Raw genomic sequence first — 16,071 nt, 5'->3', positions numbered from 1 at the left:
TTATTATTGTGACCTCATATACGAGTCACTTTTATTTATCGATTAATATTCAACACTGGCGTCAAACATTCCTGTAATGACAGACCACCGTGATTATAGTGATCACCCGACACGTAGCCTGAAATTCCTGGAGCCATTGCGATAGAAACGCTCGGATTCCAGAACCAAGGTACAACTAAACCATCGTATTGAACATTACTCTTCAATATCGCACAGCGGCGTTGACGGTTTGTCCCCAATGACTTGTGAATTTCACCTTTTGGTAAGCCATCAGGCACCCATAACCAGCCATGATCAGTAACGATTTTGATACGCTTCCAATCTGCTTCAAATAATCCTCGGATTCGGTCAACTACACTGTCTAAAACCTGTTCAATGTACTGTGGCATTCTTAACTGATGATCGTGACCTAAGTGATCTAAGTCTCCCGTTTGAACCCAGGCAAATCCATTAGGCTCACCTGTTTCGAGACCATCAAGGTATTGCCAACCTCGCTCAGGTAGTAGTTTCTTAAGGTACTGACTACTAAAAGAGGCTTGCGTACTCGCTAGCGCAGGAATGAAATCATCATTATCTTCTAAACCTGTTAACAGATCTGCCAGTGGTGTCACAGCGGCTTTTGCTGTTGCAGTTAATGACGGAAGTGCTGACCATTGAGAGGTAAGATCGCTATTAATACCAATGTCAGAAAGCTTCTTCTCTAGTCGCTTAGCGGTATCAAAACGCAACCCATCCACAAAGAAGATCACTTGGCTACCAGCAGAATAATTTGCTGATGTTTCTTTTACCTGCTTATCGCCAGGGTATCCATTTAACCTAACTTGGTCTTGGAAGTTAAGTGCCACCTTTTCTAACCAAGGCGTATAGATAACTGCAAGCGCATCGGCAACCAACTGCTGGTGGTGAATATCTTTCGCTTTTGCCATCGCATTCAGCACTGCGGCATCTGCCTGCCAGAAACGACTGGTATACAAATCGGCCATTCCCTCAGGAGAGCCTGAAGTGAAAGGTATCTCCGTGTGCTCTAGAACAAGCGTAATTTGTTCTAAAATATCTAACCATGGCGACAAACCAAGCTGAGACCATACCCAGCCTTTACGAGATTGCTGATTGCTCCAAAGTGAATTGAATACCTGCTTCAAACTCTCACGGTTACTGCCTGCACTTTGTTTAAATGCAGTTTCAATAACCGATTCATCACGTAAGTTTTCGGATAGATAGTTTTGCGCCTCAAAAGCCAGTCCTGTTGGGATCACATCTTTTAAACGATCGACTAATAAAGAAAGATTACCTGCGGTTTCTTCAAATCGCTCCCAAACACCTTGCCATTCACCTTGAGCATCACATAAAAACTCTAGGGCAAGTGAAATATTCGCTTCGTTCGGTTCAAAACCGTATCTTGAAATACAAGATTGAGTGAACACCTCCCACTTACTGCCTTGCCATTGCTCCGTTTTTTCTACTGGGTTATTCAACCAGCCTAAGATGTCTTTGATAGGGTCATCGAGAACGATTGAGTAGAAATCTTCCGCTTCTAACTTCTTGCCCATCAGCTTCTTAGCTGGTGTTTCTAGTAGATCGGGCAGAACTTTAAGGATTGCTTCTTGAGTTTTACTGTCTTTGGCAATATCAAGCTCTAACCCTACTTTAGGATTAGTTAAGAACGAACCTACCGACCAGTCACGCCCAGCAGTGTTGTACGCCCACCAACAACCACGGTATTGCAGCTCAGCTAACGGTTGTAAATACTCAGGGCATTGCTCTATGGCTCGTAAATCTTTTCGCCCAACCCCAGGAAGATAAATGATCGGCGTTTTATCTTCAGGTAGTTCGCACTCCTCTAGTTTTGCAGCAATCGCACACTTAACCCAGATAGCAGGGCCTGTACGCTCTTCTGGCTTGTATTCGCCGAGTTCAATAAGTTCAGGCAACTGCTGTTTAATGTATGGCATTGCAGATTGCCACTGACAATCAATATCTGTCCATAAAATGGCAGCAGGTGCCACTTGAACTGACTTATTGAAATCTGCTGAATTTCTCAGCTGCTCGATTAAATAATTAACAACTAACATTATTACTCCGCTAATGCCTCAATTTGTTTTAACCATGCATCAAACAAAACGCACTGTTCACGCATGCTATCAAGACCAACCTCTAAAGCAGCTAGAGTACCAAGTAATGGCTTCTCATACCCCCAGATTAGCTTTTCAATACGTTTGCTCGGTGCCGTTTGCGGGCTATTGTTAATGTGCTCTGGTGATTCAAAACTGTTTGCAATATCGATAAACGATTGCTCAACATCACTTCTATCCATGCCTTGAGCCATTTTTTGAGGATCACTAAACAGCAAGCCTTCAAACTCATACATTTGCACGTAAGGAATAAACCTACGTATCACATCACCACCCACTTTTTCCGTTAACTTCTCAGTTAAAGCATCTTGTAGGGTAGTCGCTTTTGTTTGGATAGAAGCCGTTACATCCGTTCCATTTTTACCAGGAAAGCTTTCAGGCAAACCATAGAAATCAAAGAATGTGGTGCAATAACAGTTCTTATCCGCAAGCAGACGTTTTTCAACATCAGCACTTAGACGTTCGAATTTAAAGTTGCCACCTTTATGACCTGGTCTACCAATCAATGCGGGCATTAGATAAATACCTTTATGCGCAAAAGGTTCGACTAGAAGTTCACGAACAAAGCTCTCTTCTGTTTGCCCTTCACAGATCACATGGACGAGTATTGGTTGTTGTACAGTCATTTTGATGGTCTCCCACCGATGATGTTTTTCTCCCAAAGCTCGCCTACGGAATAATCATCAAGCCAGCTCTCAAATTTTTCCGCATCCAAGCGTTTAAATGTGGATGCACCATTTTCACGCTCAACCACAATAAGATCACATAGTTCAAACTCATTCAACAATGGGACTGATTGAGTAGAAACAATAACTTGCATCCGTTTTGATGCACTACGTAGTAATGCGCCAAGCAACGTAATAGCGTATGGATGCAAACCTAACTCTGGCTCATCAATAATGATGGTTGATGGTGGATTAGGCTGTAACAAAGCTGTCACCAAACAAATAAATCGAATCGATCCGTCTGACAGTTGACTAGGCCACAATGGGTAATCACTATCCGATTGCTTCCAGAGCAGTCTAATCTGCTCTTCACCTGATGAAAGCTGTGTCGGCTTCAGTACGAAATCATCAAAGAACGGCACCGCTAAGCGAACCGTTTTGCAAATTTGCTTATAGATATCTTGGTTATCGCGCTGTAACTTAAATAAATAAGCAGCAAGATTTGAGGCATCACTTCGAAGATACTCGTTATCATGCACTGCCCCAACGCGCTTTACTGCTGCCGTTTCACTGGTATCGTGAAAGTGAAAGACTTTCCAACCTGAAATAGCCGAGTAGCAGAACGAAGCAACTTTTGCTGATGCTCCTCCACTGATCTCACTTTTTAGGTTAGATTCTTTATGACCTGAACCTAAATCTGGCTTAGTGACCCCATGATAGGGGCCATCAAAGTAAAGCTGCTCTCGATTAAAGGTAAATGCGTCTTCTGCTGTAGGCGCTAAATCAGCGAGATAACCGTTATCACCAAAACGAATAACGGTTTGCAGGTTTTCGGTCTCTTTTACGCCATAGCTAACAACACGATCGGCACCGCCTTGCTTACTGGTCCACACTTGAAGTCGACCTTCAACCAGCTCATGCAGCAGTCGAAAATAGCTTACGAAGTTACTTTTACCGACGCCATTAGCGCCGATAAGTACATTCAAATCATTCAACTTTAGTCTTTCAAGCTGACGTATAGATTTATACCCAAGAATAGACAGATGATCTATTTTACTCATTGGCTTCCTCTCTTGCGGCTTTCTTCTCTGCCAGCGTTAAATGATGATCGTTAATACGACTACCCTCACTCTCACCGTAAACTGGGCCAAGGTCAAACCATGGCGCGGAAGCGACATCTGTACCTCGGTCTTTTTTCCAGTGGATGTTTGGCTTGCCACGCAGTACACCTGCGCCTTTTTTGCCCACGTCTTTCGTTAGCATAAATGGACGGATGTTGAGACGTACACCATCATTCAGATCTGGGTTCCAACCAATCGGTTGCTCTGCTAACGGTTTCCAGCGCACGAAGATGTCTAAGCCAGGCCCTCCAGGTAAAGAGTCGCCTGCAAGAATTGCTTCTAACTGTGTTTTGAGGTTTTCCGCCGCCGTTAAACGAATATCGGCACCATCTTTACCATCTGCAAAATCACGTTTTTGAGTACTGATCCAGTCATCTAAGTAAGTATAAATCAGGCGTTCAAGCCCTTTGTAATCAAGCTTATGGTAGTTAACAAGAGCTGAGAAGCCATCCTTCAAACCATCCCAAACTTGCCAAATGAATGGACGGTGTTGGAACAGTTTAGAGTGTTGGTCAAAGAACTTATCACGCAACCAGCTTTCAAGGTCTTTCGCTTTTACTGCTTTAAGTAGGTTTTGTTCTACTGAACTTGTCCATTCGTCACCGTAGGCTTTGTGTAAAATCGCTTCTAAACGCTTAGCTGCTGTTTTCTCACCACGTACTGCTGGAATACAAACAATACCGTCATCATCAATCAAGCCAGCAAACTCAGCGTTCATCTTCATCACTTCACGCATTTCTGGCGCAAGTTCCATTTCAGGATCAAGTTCAGCAGGCCATTGGTAACCGAGTAAACGAGCAACAGCGACTTGGAGTACCGTGTCATTTTGGCGCATGTTCGCTACAGCAGTCGTTTTAGACTCTTCATCCCAAATAACTGATGCGCATGGGTGGCCATGGAACACCCATTGAGTAGGATCATCTGAATAAGGTAAAGGAAGACCTTTGGGGAACATTTCCATAGAAGTAGTTTCTATAACTCCAAAATCTGCTTTTACTTTTTCGAACGATCCATTTGTAGGTTTTAACGATGAATCAATTTTTCTTACTTCCTTGGCATATTCACCAGTAAAGGCGAATGAAAAAATACCTTCAACCTTACTCTGATCATGAGGAACTATAGCTGTCATATTACTGTCGAACTTATCACCAATATATAGAGCGCAAGGCAGAGACGCCATTTGACTGACAGCTACACCTTTTTTACCCCAAGCAAAATTACCTTGTTTTCGCGCTAGTGACTCGCCATTATCAGCCCAATAAAGAACATATTCTAAGCCACCATAAAAGCAACTTTCGCCTACCGTACTTTGGTAATACTGCCATTTGCTCTTATCTACTGTTACCTCCCAGAAGTTGCGTCTTACTCTCCCATCATCACCAGTTTTAATTCCTTGAACAGACTTTAAATGCTCTTTTAACAATTCTCCTGGCTTCTGCTCTTCAAGCATAATCCGATACTCTGGATCTGAATTAAAAAATGATTGCTTTATTTTTTTAAGGTCATTACTACATAATACATTGGCTTTTTCATCAAAAGTTCGAACATGTGAACTATCCACACTGAATAGTTCATTTCTATCATCAACAGAATTTGATTTCGTAATTGTTAATAATTGTATATTAAAGTCCCACATTGGAGTTTGGAAAGCTTTCGCTCCTAGCGAACCAATAAGCTTCCATTCACAATTATTTAGTAGCTCTTTTCGAAAGCTAATATAAGCTGTTTTAAACAACCAATCGAAAGGTAACACTTGACTGACAGTGCCTCCCTCTGTGCAAAAGTCCAAGCTTTTCGCTAAGAACACTGTTTCAAGTGTATTACTAGCTGACCCGTATTTTTCTTTCATGAAATCAACTAATTTTTTATCTAAATCATTACTACTACGATAAGGGACATTAGTAATGATCCAGTCATATTTTGACGTCAACAACTCAGCAGTTTTTGCCAAGCCATGCGCAACTGCTTTAGATTCGAAAGTAGCACCCGCCTGCACGCCAAATGTGTCTAATAATAAACGCCAGGGAGGTGTTTGCTGTGCCTCAAACTGATTTTGCTTTGGATCGACTAAACTACCTAAAGTTGGCGCATCTTTAAACGTATCCTGCATCCAAGCAATTGCATCTGTTAATGTTTCGTCACCTTTCGCTAAGTCTTTCCACTCTTTTTGTGCTTCAGCAATCGACATACCTGAACAGGCTAATTGAAGCTCTGGCAATACGCGGTAGCCACCTGCATTCGGGTAACGCCATGCTTCTAAAGCCAGCGCAAATGCCGCCAGTTCTACGCATCGTTGGTCAAGCTCTAGACCATGGATATTATCGCGCAGTACTGCATCAACCGCTTGCTTCTCTGACAATCCTTCAAGCTGCATACGCATAGGGACAAGCATTGAGAAAACAGCCACTAAGAAGTGACCAGAACCACAACAAGGGTCGAGTGTTTTAAGCTCAGACAGGTGCTCAGGCCATTTTTCAAACCCACCCGCTGCTGGTTTCCATAGTCCTGCGTCTTCATCTTTAGAAAAACGTAGATACTCCAGAGGAACACCTGGAATAGACGCTAATTCACGCAGCTCTTGCTCGTTGTTTGCGCGGATTAAATCATCTTGAGAAAGGCGTTTGTTCGCCCACCAAGCGCCGAGTGCATTATCGAGCAAGAAACTCACCATGTAAGGCTCTGTAAATAGCTGCGTAACAGGGCTTAGTTCCTGCGCACCAATTTTCACACCCGATTTGTTAACCTGATCTTTCTTCTTGGTTTGCCAGAACTGATAACACCAACCTAAGCTGTCTTGAGCTTGGTATGTTTGAGAATCTAGCTGAGCGATCAGACTTTCTAACTCTTCCACACGGTTCATCGACAGCTTAATATCGAAAACAGGCGAGTCCACACGGAAAATTTGTGGCAGCATTTTTTGCGCTAAGCGACCTGCTAGTTCCCAGCCGTCTTTGCAATTGTCTTCTTCCTCTGCAAGCTCAGAACACTCATCTAATGTGACCGAAGTGTACTCGTCATACATCAGTAGGTTGTTTTGCTCTAGGTAACGAGCAAACAACATACGATGCCAATGCTCATACGCCATTTCGTTGATTAGTCGCTCAGTTTCTTGTTTGCTATCTTTTAGCTTATCGCCTAACTGACGAGCATGGGCACGCAACTTATTACGTAGTGCACGTTCTTCTTCATTCAAGTAGCTAGGTGCTTGAGCTTCTGCTACACCCAAACGTTGTAACGCTTCAAATACAGCTTGCTCTACAATATCACGGGCTTTAACAACCGTATCTTCTAGCTTCTTACGCAATGTTTTATCTAATGCTTGTCTCATATCATTCTTCTTAATTCTATTAGTCTGCTCTACCTAGATAGAGCATTTGGACTATTGAGATAGTGTCCGTTATCCACAAACTTCACATCGCCTAGGGGAACCCCTTCTAGGCGACACCCTTTTAGACAGTGGCTTCTATACTTAAAGTAATATTACTGTGGTACAACTGGCCCTTTTTCTAGCTCAGCACGAAGCTCTTGTTCAATAACAGCTAGCCACTTCTGCAAATCATTTTCATTTTCTAACAATGGCTTATTAAGCTTGTGGTACTTAGTTTTCGGTTGAAGCGCACTGATCGCATCTTTTAATACCGCATCAAAGATGCCAGGAAGCAAGGCTACTTTGTCATTCCATCTATTAAAGCTGGTTTCATCCAGTGAGTTAAATACCGAATCTTCATCTGCAATATTAATTGATGGGATGTTATCTAAATTACGCTTCTTCAAAAACTCATTACGTTTCGCTTCATCAAGCTTTTGCCAGTTTTCATCCGCTAATAGATCAGACATGCACGCTCGATGTTCTTCTTCATAACGCTCACGATGTGCAGTTAAAGAAGTTCGAAGTTCATTTGTTGCTTTGTCCAGCAATGGTTTGACTGGGCAAGGATCAGATAACAAGCTTCGGTTAGTAATGATCGCCTGTTGTTCTTGTTGCAGCTCTTTGTATATCGCAAGTGGGTAACAGTACTCCATCGCTTGCGTTAGCTTTTTCCAAAGCTTAAGACGAAGTTCAGCTTTATGCGCTTGATCTTTCCACTGCTGGAAGTCACTAATCAATTGGTCTTTGCTATCAAATGCTTTTTGCAGTTGGTCATTACCTGAGTACATTTCAAGATCTGATAGTAATGCTGTACTTGGTGCCATAGGCAGTGGCGCGTCACCACCTGCACCACGAGCCACGTTTTTTGCATTAATAATCGCAAGAGGCAACTTGGTTGCTTCTTCACCTGTATTGCAGGCTTCTTCCAATAACGTTGAAACCACACCACGTACTTTAATAAGTTGTACTTTAGATAGCGTTACGTTTTCTGGTCGGAACTTAGTTTGCGTTACTGAGCTACGATCTAGACTTTTGGCATCAATCGCTCGCTCTTGCACATCAGACGCTCGTAGTACGCCTGCTGCTAACATTGCATACAATGCACCATCGACTACATCGTTACCCCAACCGTATGGTGCGTCTTTGAAGTTATCGCGAATATCTTTGCCCGTTTTCATTGCACCGATATAGCGGTAGACCTCTGCACACACTGGTTGCTGATGTGCTTCGCCATTGAAATCTACCGCTTCAAGCGCATTTGGATCGGCAAGTTGACTAGCTTGATTGTACACTTTTGCCCAGCCACGGCTGTCTGCCATTTTGAATTTGTTGTACAAACGCTGACAAGCTAAAGCACCTGCATTTTGCATCTGATCTGCAAGTGTGTCGCCTTCCACTTCCTGACCACCAGCCAAACGAACTTGGATCTGGGAGAAGATTTCATTCAAGAAACCTTTTTTGGCACGTTCGGCTTCACTTAAGCGAGTTTCCATCGCTTGCAGTGCATCTTTACCCGCTTCTGTTGTTGCTCGACCACGTACTTCTAACGTGTTTTCTGCCGCCTTAAGCGCAACAATAGCATTCTTCAACTCACTACGATGGATGGTTGGCACATAGACATAGATGGTTGCACTGTCTGGATTTGCACCACGAGAAAGGTCGTTAAATTGCTTCTCGGTTTGTTCTGGTGCCCAAGCATAAATACGTTTTGTTGCTTCATTTGGCAACTCTGAATCAAATGACACGTTGATCATTCGCGGCTCTGCTACCTCACCCTGGGTGATTCGAGCTTGAGCTACTTGCTTAGTAATATAACGTTGGATTTCTTTCGAACGGTACGCCTCTAATGTCTGAGGGTTACCCATAAGATCATTTTCTTGTCGGCGGAACTCATCATACCAAGCTTGGCTTTCTACTGTTTGCAAGCTGAACTCTCTACCTTGACCTGTCTCACGAGACATGATCTCATGCTCATCTTCCAATTGTTGAAGCATCTTAGGTACAAGTGGGCGCAGCTTATGCTTGTCGTTGTGTAGATCTTCTAATAACAAGTCAGATAGTGTATCTACGGTTGCATGAATGCCGCATTTTCTCTCTGCTGGTAACTTACTGATCAATAAGATTAGAGATAATAAACGACCTTGCAGTTGAGAATCCTCGTCACCACCACGCTTACGGCTAATGGTTTCATAAATTTCTTTAGAGATCACACCTGTTTGCAGTAGGTTTGTTGAAATCTGGTCGTAAAGAAAATCAGCAGGTACTACGTAGCCCAGCTCTTTATCTGCGGTTGTCTTCAATGCTTCATGCACAACACGAAGTTGGTTACGCAGTTGAGAACCAGTGCCCGTTCTGTCTAGTGCTGGTAAAATACGCTCCCAGAAACGACGGCGGACAGGGAGTAGCGGGTAATCTGGCACCATCCATTGTTCGTCATCTTTATTGTGTTCGATGGTACTGCCACGAAGATGACGAGATATTTCACCTAGATTGTCGTCCACTACCGTTCTAACAGCACTTTCTGCTGACGGTTTCTTTTGCAGGATAACTTTACGGATAACGGTATCTACATCCTTGTCTTCCAACTGCACAGGAACTTGAAAGCGACCCATTAGACGTTGAAGGTTCGCCATACCAGACAAGGCACTTTGCCCCGTTGCAACGAACAATAACTTTGACTTAAGCGCACTAGCACCACTACAGGTTTCGACTACCTCTTGAACATCAAAGGCTTTTTGAACGTTGTCACCGATATATTGCTGAACCTCATCCAATACAACTAAAGTTAGTGGTAATTCACCATCATTAGAAATGGCATCTACAATCGCAGAGACCATCTCATCGTTGGTCACATCATCAATAATTTTGTATTGAGCGCGTAGCATCTCGCGCACTTCTTTCATATCTGCGCCGATGCCTGGAATGGCTTGTAGCACCGCATCATGCATGATTGGAGATACGTGCAGGTTTTTAAGCTCTTTCGTCCAAGGATCGACACCCTCTTTCACTTTTGCCTTAGCTTCAACAAACGATTTAACTTGTTCAAAGACACCTTCTGCTTTCAACCACATAACAAAGCGAGAAAGGTGATACTGCTCTGGTAAACCAGCAGACTTAAAAATAATACCAAGAAATGCCATGCGAACTTTATCACCAGCACCTGCACCTAAAGTACCTGATGCAGCATAAAGTCCACCGTTACCAGCTGCAATAGATGATAGCTCATCAAAGTGTTTTACAATGTGCTCAGGTAAGTCTGCGGTTGAACGTGCATTAGAGCCATTGTTTAGCGTTTGGTTTGTCCAAAGAGTACGAAGCATCTTTGCAAGGTGAGATTTACCCGAACCAAAGAAGCCACTGATCCATACACCTGGTTGCTCGTTGTTTGTCTTAAACGCTGACAAATAGTTGCTCAGAATGCTGTCCATGCCTTTGGCATAGGCACCATCACAAACGAATGTACGCAGCTCATATTCCAGCGTGTCTAATGCACCTTTAGACAGGTCATCCTTTACTTGAGCAACCCCGTTGTTAGCCAAGCGGCTGCTAACAGGATCGTTAACGAAAATTTCACGGTTTAACATTGAATAAAGCCCTTATGACGTTGCTGAAATGGCAGTTGCGTGATATCCCCAACCGTCTTTCGCATCTAATAATTGATAATTGTTATTTTGTACTTCACCTGGGAAGAAGACCACCAAACGACCAGTCACCTTTTCTGCTAACGACTCTACAACGCCAGATACAGATGCAAAGCCAAACAAGGTGCCACAACCTAATAGAGTGATAACCCCATCTTCCGATTGGTTTGACTCGACTTTCTTTGTCAGTTCTTCAACTAGCTCATCGGCGAAGTCATCGTATAACCCTTTAAGATACTCAGGATCTTCAAAGTAGGTTTCTTTGTAATCTTGCTCTGACATCCAGTTTTCAAAACTATGAGTCAAATCTAGCAGTTGCCATGGGTGATCATGCTTAACACACGCTTGTTCGAACTCTTCGACACGCGCACGTAGTTTTAGCTCGTCTTCTTTGTGGTAAACCAAAAAGATAGTTCGCTCATCAGCAGAGACTGCAACAGGCCACGGAATGCTTATGTGTTTTTCAAAGCTTGTTAGTAGTTTGGATAATCGATCTGACATCATTCGTCCTCAGATTCATTAAATTCGGGCATAACTAGACCAGGGAAAGTCACTTCAACAATCTCACTTGCTTGTTTAAAGTTAATCAACCCTCTTAAAGAGGCTCTATGTGCTAGTTCAAACAGTCGCTCTTTATCTTGAGCCAACATGCGACACCAAAAACTATCGAACAAACGTTGACCACTAAGCCCATGGCAGTGAGCAAGAAATAGAGCATAAGCAACGTTCACGTAGCTTACTTCTGGGATTTCACGGTACTTCTTTGCTTTACCAGATAGGTATCCAGCTTGCGTCCAGGTGCCATTAATATTTTGCGCAAATGATTTTAGTGATGCAGCGCTGAAACGCTCAGGATCATCCTTCGATAAGAACGTTTCCATCGTCTCTCTAGCTAGGTGCTGACCAGGCTCAAGGCTTAGAATCATTTCTGCTGAACTACGCAAAAACGGATCTCTCGCCACAGCAAGTTGCAGCGCCAGAATCGGCTGTGATTCCTCATGTTGCTCCCACCAATCTCGAAACACTTGAAATAGGAAAATATCTGGTGATAAACCATACATTGAAGCCAGAGGTTGGAAACTGTACTTACGCGCATTTTCGCTTGGTTTTTGAAGGACATTGAATACTTCAATATCTTCTCTATAGTCTTCAAGTGTTGCGTTTTCAGGGCGTCCAAATAATAAGATCTTTAGCTCTTCAATCATCATGCTACGAGATGTATGAGCACCGCTATTACCAAACTTAAAGCCTAGTTCTTTTAATTGAACTTCATTATTCATTGCTGTTACCTTCATAACCAGGAGCCAAACTCGCAGTCTCAACACCATAAATGGCTGCACTTTCTTCCAAAGCTAAGTGGTATTGCAGTGGGTTTAATTGATAAGTACTTGAGCAATCCACACTCCATTGGTTTAACAAATAGCCTACCAGCGCAGCACGGCATTCAACGTGAAGCTTGCCATTAACCATGCCGTAATCAAGTTCTATCGCTTCAGGGTGTTTTGCTGCTGGATGAGGAATAAAGGTTAAATCAACAATGCGGTTCCACTGTTTGTCTGCTGAAATGGATTCTTTAGCACTATCGATTTCGTTCGAAGTAAGGATCGCGGATTTCATGCGAGTAAGAACGAAATCACGAAAAGAGCTTGTCGAACGATCATAAGCACGAACATGCCAACGACTGCCGTTATTCGCAAGACTATGAGGCACAATTGTTCTTGTTGAGTTGCCTGAACTAAAGGAAACGTACTTAATCTTTAAGGCTGTCTTTTTGTGGATAGCTCGCATAACCGCTGACAAGATATCTGTTGAAGGTTTATTCAACTGCTGTGCCTGAACACAAACTTGGCTGTTTTCCAATTGGCTCGCTAATCCATCACCAAAACCTCTAGCAAGGCTCACTAATACGGTCTCTGGATCGTGCTCAAACAGAGGCACAAACTGCTCTGTACGATGATAAGACTTTGATTGATGAATTAGCTCTAGGTTGCAAGGAGCGAACTCTTTGTAAGTGGCGAAGTCACGAGTTGCAGCGGCTAAACCTGTTTGGAATTTAGCGATGAGGTCTGCTCTAGCAATCTCGCCAAAATAACTCAAGCTAAAATCAATAAAAGCTAAGCGCTCTCTTTGAGCGTGAGGTAACTGTTCGAGTTTTTTCATCAAAGGCTTCTATTCAGAATATATGGTACTAAATATACTCTAAACACAAGCATGGAACAATCAAAATGATTAGATCATGTGATATAGAAGTGAGTTCTAAAGTCTAAAATCAATAGAAACAAGCAACGGGTGATGTGCTAAATGCGAGTTTCTTTAAAGCGCATCTAGAGAAGCGTTATTTGGGATAAGAGCTAGACGTTAATTCGTCACTTTACTTTGAGTAATTAAGAAAATGGATGTGGTTTTGGCTGCATCCATTTTTTGTTCAAGGACTAATAAACCATTCCTCTCTCTCCTATTCTATTTGGGAATAGAACGAATACCGAGCTTTCCTTTATAAAATAAAAAAATCGCCCGTAGAATATTTCTTCTAATTCATCAAACTTAGAAGTGATCATCCATGAAATACATCTGCATGACGTGTAATAAAGAATACGCACCGAAACCTGAACTCATTAAATGTGAATGTGGCTCTGCCCTATGGGTTAAACCTCAAACGTCATTTAGTAAAAAAGATCTCATAGAAAATGAATTCACACCTAGACGCTATTCTAGTGCTTTCCCAGTAAAAAAAGACGATATCAATATCACTTTCAATGAAACCATCACACCTCTTTGCCAAGCTGAAATATCAGGAACGCCAATACTGGTTAAACTCGATTCGCTACAACCAACAGGCTCATTTAAAGACCGAGGCGCATCTCTTGTAATCAACTACCTTAACAACCATGGAATAACGAGCATTGCTGAAGACTCAAGCGGTAATGGAGGAAGTGCTTATGCCGGTTATGCCGCTAAAGGAAAAATGCAATGCAATATATTTGTGCCTGCTGGAACATCCAAAGGAAAGACGACACAAACGCGATTATATGGCGCTAACTGTATTGAAATAGATGGAACAAGAGAAGATGTTGCTCGAGCGGCAATAGAAAGCAGCGTCACTCATGGAAGTCATTATGTTGGGCATAACTGGCATCCGCTATTTATCGAAGGCGTCAAATCCATCGCTTATGAAATATGGGAACAGTGTGGGTATAAAGCTCCTGATAATTTTGTTGTTCCCGCAGGGAATGGAAGTTTACTTGCCGGAGCATATATCGGTTTCTCTGAATTATTAAAAGGCGGAGAAATAAGTAAACTCCCTCGCCTTTTTGGTATTCAAAGTGAAAGCATTCAGCCGTTCGTTCAAACCTTTAACAATAAAGAAATCAACATTACATCAGAAAATACCATTGCTGAGGGTATTAAGATTAAGCGTTCATCACGAATGAATGAGATCGTTCAATTTGTCAAAGAAACGAATGGGAATTTTATTAGTGTTAGTGAACAACAAATCCAATCAGCATTAAAAGAAATGGGAGCACAAGGATACTTTATCGAACCAACATCAGCGACGGCATTTGCAGGAATCGCTCAGCTTATAAAAACGCAAGCAATCAAACCTGACGAACTCACCGTTGGTGTCGTCACCGGAAATGGACTCAAAGCAACAAGCTCAATTGAACATTTAATCAATGATATGAGAGGTTAATAATGAAATATATTCAAACTAAAAATTCATTAAAAGCAGCAGGACATTACTCTCAAGCGATAGTACATAATGGATTAATTTACGTATCTGGCCAATTACCAATTAACCCAAACACAGGAGAAAAAATAAACGACAATATAAACCAACAAACCCGTCGTGTATTAGATAATTTACATACTATTCTTGATGAAGCAGGAACCGATCTTCAACAAGTATTAAAACTGGTTATCTACATTTCAGACATTGATATGTGGGACACGGTTAATGATATTTGCAAAGAATACTTTATCGCTCATAAACCGGTGCGAACCATAGTACCAACCAGAGAACTGCACTTTGGATTAAAGATTGAAGTCGATTGCATCGCTATATGTGAATAACGCCTCATAGCTTAATATTAATGAGCTCAGAAAGTGCGGTAATGACTTTTTGAACTCGCTCTAACCGATAATTATTTTGTCTAGAGCATATATAGATGGGTCTAAAAAGCGGTTTGAGTTCGCTATATTGATATAAATAACGCTCTTCTATATTTAATGCTTTTATTACCGAAAAAGGGAGCAGTGCCGGAGCAGTCCCTTGTAATGCTAAATGGGCTGCTGCGGTATATGAATCTAGCTCCATTATAGGGTTCACTTTTAAGGCTTCTAAAATAACCGACTGATGAGTATTCGCACTGTTTGTCAGATCCGTTGTTATCAATTCATTAGGTAGCTTATCCAAATGTTTGTTACTAACAACATAAAATGGTTCATCGAAAAGATGGAAGCTTAATAACCCATGCCCAGATGGTAAATACCCAGCACAAAGGCCTAACGTCGCTTTTCCTGATTTTACGTTTTCGACAATTCGTGGCGTGTGATTCGTTGTGACGGTCAAATTTGGATCATCATGAAAACATGTTGATAGCGCTTGGCTGAAATACCCTGCCACAAGCGTTTCAGAGCAATCAATTCTAAGTAAAGAATCATTCGCTAAGGCTTGTTGTTCATATATACGTCCACAAAGTTCGCTAAACGTTGGAGCGATATTGTCAATTAGCGATTTAGCATCAGCCGTTAGCGTGACATAACGGCCATTAGGCTCTATTAATTTTTTCCCTAAACGCTTTTCTAGTTTTGTAATACGCTTACTCACCGCAGATTGACTAAGGTACAGTACGCTGCCTGTACGACTCATTGTCTTCTCTTTACTTAAAACTAAAAGCGTTTCAATACCTTCAAGTAACATCGCATTATCTTATGAAAATTAGGAATAGTTAACTCAGTTTATCTATGTTTTATGATGCTTGCAAAAAAGTTGATGGACAGTGATTTGTTTATCGAACTTTGAAAACAATCCAGAGACAACTTTAAACGACATTCATTTTGTAATTTGTTTTTGAGCATCACTTTATCCCCGACAAGGGATAAGACCTGCTTTATCCTCTATCGGGGATATACATTGACTTA

Annotated in this window: 11 protein-coding genes; 2 read left to right on the top strand and 9 right to left on the bottom strand. The window is 42.0% G+C overall.

Going from position 1 to position 16,071, the window contains the following annotated elements:
- Positions 1 to 35: 35 nt before the first annotated feature.
- The 8 genes from pglZ to HC728_RS13665 all read right to left on the bottom strand — a co-directional run bounded on the left by pglZ (position 36) and on the right by HC728_RS13665 (position 13,089).
- Positions 36 to 2,072 carry a BREX-1 system phosphatase PglZ type B gene (gene pglZ / locus HC728_RS13700; protein ID WP_190395657.1) on the bottom strand — a complete coding sequence of 679 codons (2,037 nt, stop codon included), beginning with the start codon at positions 2,070 to 2,072 and terminating at the stop codon, positions 36 to 38.
- Between the two features lie 2 nt (positions 2,073 to 2,074).
- Positions 2,075 to 2,758, bottom strand: a complete 684-nt coding sequence (locus HC728_RS13695) for a DUF4276 family protein (protein WP_190395656.1) — start codon at positions 2,756 to 2,758, stop codon at positions 2,075 to 2,077.
- Positions 2,755 to 3,858 carry an AAA family ATPase gene (locus tag HC728_RS13690; protein WP_190395655.1) on the bottom strand — a complete coding sequence of 368 codons (1,104 nt, stop codon included), beginning with the start codon at positions 3,856 to 3,858 and terminating at the stop codon, positions 2,755 to 2,757. The genes HC728_RS13695 and HC728_RS13690 overlap by 4 nt, the downstream gene beginning before the upstream one ends.
- Positions 3,851 to 7,246 carry an N-6 DNA methylase gene (locus HC728_RS13685; RefSeq protein WP_190395654.1) on the bottom strand — a complete coding sequence of 1,132 codons (3,396 nt, stop codon included), beginning with the start codon at positions 7,244 to 7,246 and terminating at the stop codon, positions 3,851 to 3,853. The genes HC728_RS13690 and HC728_RS13685 overlap by 8 nt, the downstream gene beginning before the upstream one ends.
- Positions 7,247 to 7,398: 152 nt before the next feature.
- Positions 7,399 to 10,872 carry a BREX system P-loop protein BrxC gene (brxC, locus tag HC728_RS13680; protein ID WP_190395653.1) on the bottom strand — a complete coding sequence of 1,158 codons (3,474 nt, stop codon included), beginning with the start codon at positions 10,870 to 10,872 and terminating at the stop codon, positions 7,399 to 7,401.
- Between the two features lie 12 nt (positions 10,873 to 10,884).
- Entirely contained in the window at positions 10,885 to 11,430 is a 546-nt protein-coding gene (locus HC728_RS13675; protein ID WP_190395652.1) for a BREX protein BrxB domain-containing protein, read from the bottom strand.
- Positions 11,430 to 12,209 (bottom strand): hypothetical protein, encoded by a 780-nt coding sequence (locus tag HC728_RS13670; RefSeq protein ID WP_190395651.1) that lies wholly within the window; start codon positions 12,207 to 12,209, stop codon positions 11,430 to 11,432. The genes HC728_RS13675 and HC728_RS13670 overlap by 1 nt, the downstream gene beginning before the upstream one ends.
- Positions 12,202 to 13,089, bottom strand: a complete 888-nt coding sequence (locus HC728_RS13665) for a WYL domain-containing protein (protein WP_190395650.1) — start codon at positions 13,087 to 13,089, stop codon at positions 12,202 to 12,204. The genes HC728_RS13670 and HC728_RS13665 overlap by 8 nt, the downstream gene beginning before the upstream one ends.
- A gap of 400 nt (positions 13,090 to 13,489) precedes the next feature.
- On the opposite strand from HC728_RS13665, the gene HC728_RS13660 reads away from it, so the two are divergent.
- Positions 13,490 to 14,620, top strand: coding sequence for a threonine synthase (locus HC728_RS13660; RefSeq protein WP_190395649.1), 1,131 nt, complete (start codon positions 13,490 to 13,492; stop codon positions 14,618 to 14,620).
- Positions 14,621 to 14,622: 2 nt separating this feature from the next.
- The gene (locus HC728_RS13655) at positions 14,623 to 15,000 is read left to right on the top strand and encodes a RidA family protein (RefSeq protein ID WP_190395648.1); all 378 of its coding nucleotides are present in this window, start codon (positions 14,623 to 14,625) and stop codon (positions 14,998 to 15,000) included.
- A gap of 4 nt (positions 15,001 to 15,004) precedes the next feature.
- Here HC728_RS13655 and HC728_RS13650 read toward each other — a convergent pair whose 3' ends face one another.
- The gene (locus HC728_RS13650) at positions 15,005 to 15,850 is read right to left on the bottom strand and encodes a LysR family transcriptional regulator (protein WP_190395647.1); all 846 of its coding nucleotides are present in this window, start codon (positions 15,848 to 15,850) and stop codon (positions 15,005 to 15,007) included.
- Positions 15,851 to 16,071 lie beyond the last annotated feature (221 nt).

It is taken from the genome of Aliivibrio sp. S10_S31 (assembly GCF_014694495.1).
Lineage (GTDB): Bacteria > Pseudomonadota > Gammaproteobacteria > Enterobacterales > Vibrionaceae > Aliivibrio > Aliivibrio fischeri.
Note: the sequence above shows the minus strand (reverse complement) of the source record. Positions and strands in the feature narration are given on the sequence as shown.

Coding starts and splice junctions, on each gene's coding strand:
- HC728_RS13650 (WP_190395647.1), bottom strand. CDS start 15,850: ATGTTACTTGAAGGTATTGAAACGCTTTTAGTTTTAAGTAAAGAGAAG.
- HC728_RS13695 (WP_190395656.1), bottom strand. CDS start 2,758: ATGACTGTACAACAACCAATACTCGTCCATGTGATCTGTGAAGGGCAA.
- HC728_RS13660 (WP_190395649.1), top strand. CDS start 13,490: ATGAAATACATCTGCATGACGTGTAATAAAGAATACGCACCGAAACCT.
- HC728_RS13690 (WP_190395655.1), bottom strand. CDS start 3,858: ATGAGTAAAATAGATCATCTGTCTATTCTTGGGTATAAATCTATACGT.
- brxC (WP_190395653.1), bottom strand. CDS start 10,872: ATGTTAAACCGTGAAATTTTCGTTAACGATCCTGTTAGCAGCCGCTTG.
- HC728_RS13655 (WP_190395648.1), top strand. CDS start 14,623: ATGAAATATATTCAAACTAAAAATTCATTAAAAGCAGCAGGACATTAC.
- HC728_RS13665 (WP_190395650.1), bottom strand. CDS start 13,089: ATGAAAAAACTCGAACAGTTACCTCACGCTCAAAGAGAGCGCTTAGCT.
- pglZ (WP_190395657.1), bottom strand. CDS start 2,072: ATGTTAGTTGTTAATTATTTAATCGAGCAGCTGAGAAATTCAGCAGAT.
- HC728_RS13670 (WP_190395651.1), bottom strand. CDS start 12,209: ATGAATAATGAAGTTCAATTAAAAGAACTAGGCTTTAAGTTTGGTAAT.
- HC728_RS13675 (WP_190395652.1), bottom strand. CDS start 11,430: ATGTCAGATCGATTATCCAAACTACTAACAAGCTTTGAAAAACACATA.
- HC728_RS13685 (WP_190395654.1), bottom strand. CDS start 7,246: ATGAGACAAGCATTAGATAAAACATTGCGTAAGAAGCTAGAAGATACG.